A 6,286-nucleotide genomic window follows, 5' to 3' on the forward strand; every position below is an offset into this window, starting at 1 on the left:
GGACGGTGCGCCGTCCGGGGCCCGCCCGCCTCGTCAGCGGCCCGAGGCCTCCGACCTGGGCGTCGGAGTGGTGGCGCCGGGCTCCGAGCCCGCGTCGTCCGCCCCCACGTCCGTCGTGCCAGAGGACGTCGGGGCCTCCGCGTCCGCCGACGCCACGCCCTTCGCCGCCACCGCGGCCGTGCGCCGTGTCTTCGCCAGGCTCGCGACCGTCGCGATCGCGATCGAGCCGAGGATCACCGCCAGCGACAGCCAGATCGGGATCTCGGGCGCCCAGGCGACGTGCTCGCCCCCGTTGATGAACGGGAGCGTGTTGGTGTGCAGCGCCTCGAGGATGAGCTTGACGCCGATGAACCCGAGGATGACCGCCAGGGCGATCGGCAGGTAGACCAGCCGCTCGAGCAGACCGCCCAGCAGGAAGTAGAGCTGGCGCAGGCCCATGAGCGCGAAGATGTTCGCGGTGAAGACGATGAACGGGTCCTTGGTCAGTCCGAAGATCGCAGGGATCGAGTCGAGCGCGAACAGCAGGTCGGTCGAGCCGATCGCCACGAACACCACGAGCATCGGGGTGAACAGCTTCTTGCCGTCGACCACCGTGCGCACCTTCGCGCCGTCGTACTCCTGGCTCACCGGCAGCACCCGGCGCAGGAGCCGGATCGCGACGTTCTCCTTGAACTCCTCCTCGTCGTCGTCCCCGGCCACCAGCTTGATCGCCGTGTAGATGAGGAACGCGCCGAAGAGATAGAAGACCCACACGAACTGCTCGAGGATCGCGGCACCCGCGAGGATGAACGCCCCGCGCAGCACCAGCGCGATGATGATGCCGACCATGAGCACCATCTGCTGGTGCTGCTTCGGCACCGCGAACCGCGACATGATGATGACGAAGACGAACAGGTTGTCCACGCTCAGGGAGTACTCCGTGAGCCAGCCGGCGTAGAACTCACCGGCCGGAGCGGTTCCGCCCACGGCGAGCATGATCAGCCCGAAGACCAGCGCCAGGGCGACGTAGAAGCCGACCCACAGGCCGCTCTCCTTCATGCTCGGCACGTGGGGGCGCCTGCCGACGATCGCGAGGTCGACGGCGAGCAGGACGATCAGCGCCGCGAGCGACGCCCACTCGAACCAGAGCGGCAGCTCGTGGATCATGCATCTCCTTCGGAGGACGGGGCCACGACGGCGCGGGCCCGGCGGTCGCGCCGGTCACGGGCGAGCGAGGCGATCGTCGTGACGGCGAGCACCACCACGATGAAGCCGAGCGACACGGTGGTCGGGATCTCGGGGATCGCCTCGACGTGGTGACCGCCGTTGATGAACGGCAGCTCGTTGGTGTGCAGCGCGTGGATCACCAGCTTGACACCGATGAAGCCGAGGATCGCGGCGAGCCCGTAGTTGAGGTACACGAGACGGTCGAGGAGGCCGTCCACGAGGAAGTAGAGCTGGCGCAGGCCCAGCAGCGAGAACGCGTTCGCGGCGAACACCAGGTACGTCTCCTGGGTGAGGCCGAAGATCGCGGGGATCGAGTCGACGGCGAACAGCAGGTCGGCGCTGCCGATCGCGACCATCACGATGAGCATCGGCGTGATGTACCGCTTGCCGTCGATCTTCGTCGTCATCTTGTCGCCGACGTACGAGTCGGTCGTGGGGAACAGGCGCCGCGTCAGCCGCAGGACGCCGTTCTCGTTCCACTCCTCGTCGTGGCCGGTGCCCGACCGGGCCTGGGCGATCGCCGTCCAGATGAGGAACGCGCCGAAGATGTAGAACACCCAGGCGAAGTTCGCGATGATCGCGGCGCCGGCGATGATGAACACCGTGCGCAGCACCAGCGCGATCGTGATGCCGATCAGGAGCACGCGCTGCTGGTACTCCCGGGGCACCCGGAAGCTCGTCATGATCAGGACGAAGACGAACAGGTTGTCGACGCTGAGCGACTTCTCGGTGATATACCCGGCGAAGTACTCGCCACCGTACGTCCCGCCCCACACGACCCACACGATCACCCCGAACACGACCGCGACCGCGACGTAGGCCAGGGACCACGTCGCCGACTCGCGGAGCGTGGGGGCGTGCGGGGTGCGCACGTGGCCGACGTAGTCGACCGCGAGCATCGCGAGGATCACGCCGACGGTGACGATCCAGACCCAGACGGGCACATCCATGGAAACTCCTCCGGTACGTAGGACTGAGCACCGGAGGTCTTCCCCACCCGGAGCGGCTACGAGCCTGGCGTCCGGGCCGACGAGGCCGGTCCGGCATCCGTGCCGGACGTGATGACGACCTCACCGTGGGCGGGGTACTCCCCTCCAACCCGCACACCCTACATGAGACCTCGGCCCCGCCATCCGCGCATGTCACGACGCGATCGCCGCCTCTCACCGCGCCCGCGACCGCCCGGCACGGGCCGCGCCACGCGACGCTCAGGCCGTCGCGGCCTGCATCTGCCGCAGCTCCTTCTTCAGCCCGCCGATCTCGTCGCGCAGGCGCGCCGCGACCTCGAACTGCAGCTCCGCCGCGGCGGCGTGCATCTGGTCGCTCAGCTCCTGGATCAGCTCCGCGAGCTCGCCCGCCGCGGCGCCGGCGAGCCGGTTGCCGGTGGCGGCCCCCTCCTTCGGCGAGCCCGGCACGGGCGCGCGCCCCTTGCCCTGCGCGGACGCCGGGGCCTTGCGGTACCCGCCGGACAGCAGCTCCTGCGTGTCGATGTCCTCGCGGGCGAGCATGTCGGTGACGTCCGCGATCTTCTTGCGCAGCGGCTGCGGGTCGATCCCGTGCTCCTCGTTGTACGCCACCTGCTTCGCGCGACGGCGGTCGGTCTCGTCGAGGGCGTACCGCATGGCCGGCGTGATCTTGTCCGCGTACATGTGCACCTGGCCGGTGACGTTGCGCGCCGCACGGCCGATCGTCTGGATGAGCGACCGCTCGGAGCGCAGGAAGCCCTCCTTGTCGGCGTCGAGGATCGCCACGAGCGACACCTCGGGCAGGTCGAGGCCCTCGCGCAGCAGGTTGATGCCGACCAGCACGTCGTACTCGCCCATCCGCAGCTCGCGCAGCAGCTCGACGCGCCGCAGCGTGTCGACCTCGGAGTGCAGGTAACGCACCCGCACGTCCTTCTCGAGGAAGTAGTCCGTGAGGTCCTCGGCCATCTTCTTGGTGAGGGTGGTGACCAGCACGCGCTCGTCCTTCTCGACGCGCTCGCGGATCTCGTGCAGCAGGTCGTCGATCTGCCCCGTGGTCGGCTTGACGACCACCTGCGGGTCCACCAGGCCGGTGGGGCGGATGACCTGCTCGACCACGCCGTCGGACATGGACAGCTCGTAGTCGCCCGGCGTGGCCGACAGGTAGACCGTCTGTCCGATCCGCTCGACGAACTCCTCCCAGCGCAGCGGCCGGTTGTCCATCGCGCTCGGCAGGCGGAACCCGTGCTCCACGAGGGACCGCTTGCGGGACATGTCGCCCTCGAACATCGCGCCGATCTGCGGCACGGTCTGGTGCGACTCGTCGATGACGAGCAGGAAGTCCTCGGGGAAGTAGTCGAGCAGGGTGTTCGGGGGCGAGCCCTGCTCGCGGCCGTCGATGTGCCGCGAGTAGTTCTCGATGCCGCTGCAGGTGCCGATCTGGCGCATCATCTCGATGTCGTACGTGGTGCGCATGCGCAGCCGCTGCGCCTCCAGCAGCTTGTTCTGCCGCTCGAGGTCCGCCAGACGGTCCGCGAGCTCCGCCTCGATGCCGCCGATCGCCCGCTCCATGCGCTCGGGGCCCGCGACGTAGTGCGTGGCAGGGAAGAGGTAGACGCTCTGCTCGTCGCGGATCACCTCGCCCGTGAGCGGGTGCAGCGTCTGGATCGACTCGATCTCGTCGCCGAACATCTCGATGCGGACGGCGAGCTCCTCGTACACGGGGATGATCTCCACCGTGTCGCCGCGCACGCGGAACGTGCCGCGGGTGAAGGCCATGTCGTTGCGCGTGTACTGCATCTGCACGAAGCGGCGGAGCATGTCGTCGCGGTCGACCACGTCCCCGACGTCGAGCCGCACCATCCGGTCCACGTACTCCTGCGGGGTGCCCAGGCCGTAGATGCACGACACCGACGCCACGACGACGACGTCGCGGCGGGTCAGCAGCGACGACGTCGCCGAGTGCCGCAGCCGCTCCACCTCGTCGTTGATCGACGAGTCCTTCTCGATGTAGGTGTCCGTCTGCGCGATGTACGCCTCGGGCTGGTAGTAGTCGTAGTACGACACGAAGTACTCGACGGCGTTGTTGGGCAGCAGCTCGCGGAACTCCGTGGCCAGCTGCGCGGCGAGGGTCTTGTTGGGCGCCATGACGAGCGTGGGCCGCTGCAGCTTCTCGATGAGCCACGCCGTCGTCGCACTCTTGCCCGTGCCGGTCGCGCCGAGCAGGACGACGTCCTTCTCCCCCGCCTGCACGCGGGACGCGAGGTCCGCGATGGCGGTGGGCTGGTCTCCCGAGGGCTCGTACTCGGACACCACCTCGAAGGGGGCCACCGCACGCTGCAGGTCGGTCACGGGTCGCATGCCACCACCGTACGGCCCGCCCCCGACACCCGGTGGCCGCCCCGTGCCGGACCCGGACAGGGGGTGAATTTCCGGCATTTCTTTTGTAAGGGAAGGGTCGTAACCCTAGGGTTTCGGCGAGCCCACGGGCGTCGCACCGTCGGCACCCGCACCGGCGTCGTGCCCGAGCCCGTCCGATTCCGTCCGAGCCAGTCCGAGTCACGTGGAGACCCATGCCTGCCGCCGCCCCCCGCCCCCTTCGTCGTCGCCCGCTCGTCCTCGGTGCGTGCGCAGCGCTCGCCGCCGGACCGGCCCTGGCGCCCGTCGGCGCCGCCGCGACGGCCGGCACGACGGACGGCGCGACGAAAGGCGCGGAGGCGGTCGCGTGGTGCGCGGAGCTGGAGGTCGACCGGCCTGTCGGCGTCTACGACGAGGCCGCCGTCGTGGACGACGGGGTCGGCATCTACGTCGGCGGCGACCTCGCCGTCTCGCGCGCCAAGGAGCTCGAGGGCCGGATCGTCGTCGCGGGAGACGCCGACCTCGCCCGCGACGGCGGCCCCGACTCCCTCAACGTCGGCACCGCCGGAGGCGGTGGCTCCGCGATCGCGCCCGCGGGCGGCAGCGACCATCTCGTGGTGGGCGGCGACCTGACGACCGGGCCGCGCCTGCAGGTGGGCTTCAGCACGCCCGGTGGCGGCAACGTCGTGGTCGGCGGGAGGATCGCCGGCGACGTGAGCACCGAGTCCTTCGTCGACCGCGCGCGGGGCACCGTCCGCGCGGGGGTGGGACGCGAGGCCGCGCTCGCCCCGTACTCCGGCTACCCCGCCCTGGCGCGGTCCCTGTCGGACCAGGCGGCGGCCTCCGCGACCGACGTCGACCCCGAGGGCGGGACCCTGACCCTGCGGGCCCCCGGTTCCTACCGGATCACCGCCGCCGAGGCTCGCGGCCTCGAGGTCGTGAGGGTCGACGGGAGGGCACCGGTCGCGATCACCGTGTCGGGTGCGGCCGTCTCGATGACGCTCGACCACGTCGAGGTCGCCGGCGAACGGGTCTACCAGGCCACCCAGTTCCTCGGCAGCTCCCTCCTGTGGTCCTTCCCCGACGCGGCGTCCGTCGACCTCGGCACGAACGGCCAGCTCCCGGGCAGCGTCGTCGTCCCCGGCGCGGGCAGCACCCTCACCGTCGCCACGAGCACGAACGGCCGGATCCTCGCCGCCGGCGACGTGGCCTACACGGGCGGCCACGGCATCGAGCACCACAACTACCCGTGGACGGGAGACTGCGGCGACGTCCCCGCGGTGACGCCGCCCGGTGGCGTCACCGAGGAGGAGGGCGAGAACGGTGGCGCGGACGACGGCGAGGACGACGGGCCGCAGACGCCGGCGCCCACCACGGAGCCGACCCCCACGGTCACCGACGACGCCACCCCCGGCCCGGCGACGCCGTCGCCGGAGGCGGAGGGCGAGGGCCCCGTCGACGGCCCCGCCCCGGCCGACGAGAGCGACGACCGCGCGGGAGTCCCGGACGACGACCTCGCCGCCGCCGCTGCTGCCGGCGCGGAGCCCCCGGCGACGCCGTCGGGCCGAGCAGCCGGCGAGGACGCCCTGCCCCGCACCGGCGCGCAGGTCGGCCTCGTCGCGGCCGTGGCCGCGGCCCTGCTCGGCGCGGGCGGGCTCCTCGTCGCGCTCCGTCGTCGGACGACGCGGCGCGCGCTCCGCGGCTGAGCCCCCGGCCGGGCGGGGCCGGGCCGCGCCGAGGTGGCCCGAGCCCATCTGGAC

At 71.2% G+C, this 6,286-nt stretch carries 4 protein-coding genes; 1 reads left to right on the top strand and 3 read right to left on the bottom strand.

Going from position 1 to position 6,286, the window contains the following annotated elements; genetic code table 11:
- Positions 1-33: 33 nt before the first annotated feature.
- The 3 genes from ACFUVW_RS18675 to uvrB all read right to left on the bottom strand — a co-directional run bounded on the left by ACFUVW_RS18675 (position 34) and on the right by uvrB (position 4,529).
- Complete coding sequence (locus ACFUVW_RS18675) at positions 34-1,146, bottom strand: TerC family protein (RefSeq protein WP_430572807.1); 1,113 nt, start codon at positions 1,144-1,146, stop codon at positions 34-36.
- A complete protein-coding gene (locus ACFUVW_RS18680) occupies positions 1,143-2,156 on the bottom strand; it encodes a TerC family protein (RefSeq protein ID WP_430572808.1) in 1,014 nt (337 codons plus the stop codon). The genes ACFUVW_RS18675 and ACFUVW_RS18680 overlap by 4 nt, the downstream gene beginning before the upstream one ends.
- Before the next feature lie 258 nt (positions 2,157-2,414).
- On the bottom strand, positions 2,415-4,529 hold the full coding sequence (uvrB, locus tag ACFUVW_RS18685; RefSeq protein ID WP_430572809.1) for an excinuclease ABC subunit UvrB: 2,115 nt from the start codon (positions 4,527-4,529) through the stop codon (positions 2,415-2,417).
- 212 nt (positions 4,530-4,741) lie between these two features.
- Between uvrB and ACFUVW_RS18690 the strand changes: the two genes are divergently transcribed.
- Complete coding sequence (locus ACFUVW_RS18690) at positions 4,742-6,232, top strand: choice-of-anchor A family protein (protein WP_430572810.1); 1,491 nt, start codon at positions 4,742-4,744, stop codon at positions 6,230-6,232.
- The last annotated feature ends 54 nt before the right edge of the window (positions 6,233-6,286 follow it).

Origin of the sequence: Isoptericola sp. NPDC057391, assembly GCF_042668085.1 — a bacterium.
In the GTDB taxonomy this organism is placed as follows: domain Bacteria; phylum Actinomycetota; class Actinomycetes; order Actinomycetales; family Cellulomonadaceae; genus Isoptericola.

Bases quoted from the DNA above. Each gene is read 5' to 3' on its own strand.
- ACFUVW_RS18675 (WP_430572807.1), bottom strand. From the start codon at position 1,146: ATGATCCACGAGCTGCCGCTCTGGTTCGAGTGGGCGTCGCTCGCGGCG.
- ACFUVW_RS18680 (WP_430572808.1), bottom strand. From the start codon at position 2,156: ATGGATGTGCCCGTCTGGGTCTGGATCGTCACCGTCGGCGTGATCCTC.
- ACFUVW_RS18690 (WP_430572810.1), top strand. From the start codon at position 4,742: ATGCCTGCCGCCGCCCCCCGCCCCCTTCGTCGTCGCCCGCTCGTCCTC.
- uvrB (WP_430572809.1), bottom strand. From the start codon at position 4,529: ATGCGACCCGTGACCGACCTGCAGCGTGCGGTGGCCCCCTTCGAGGTG.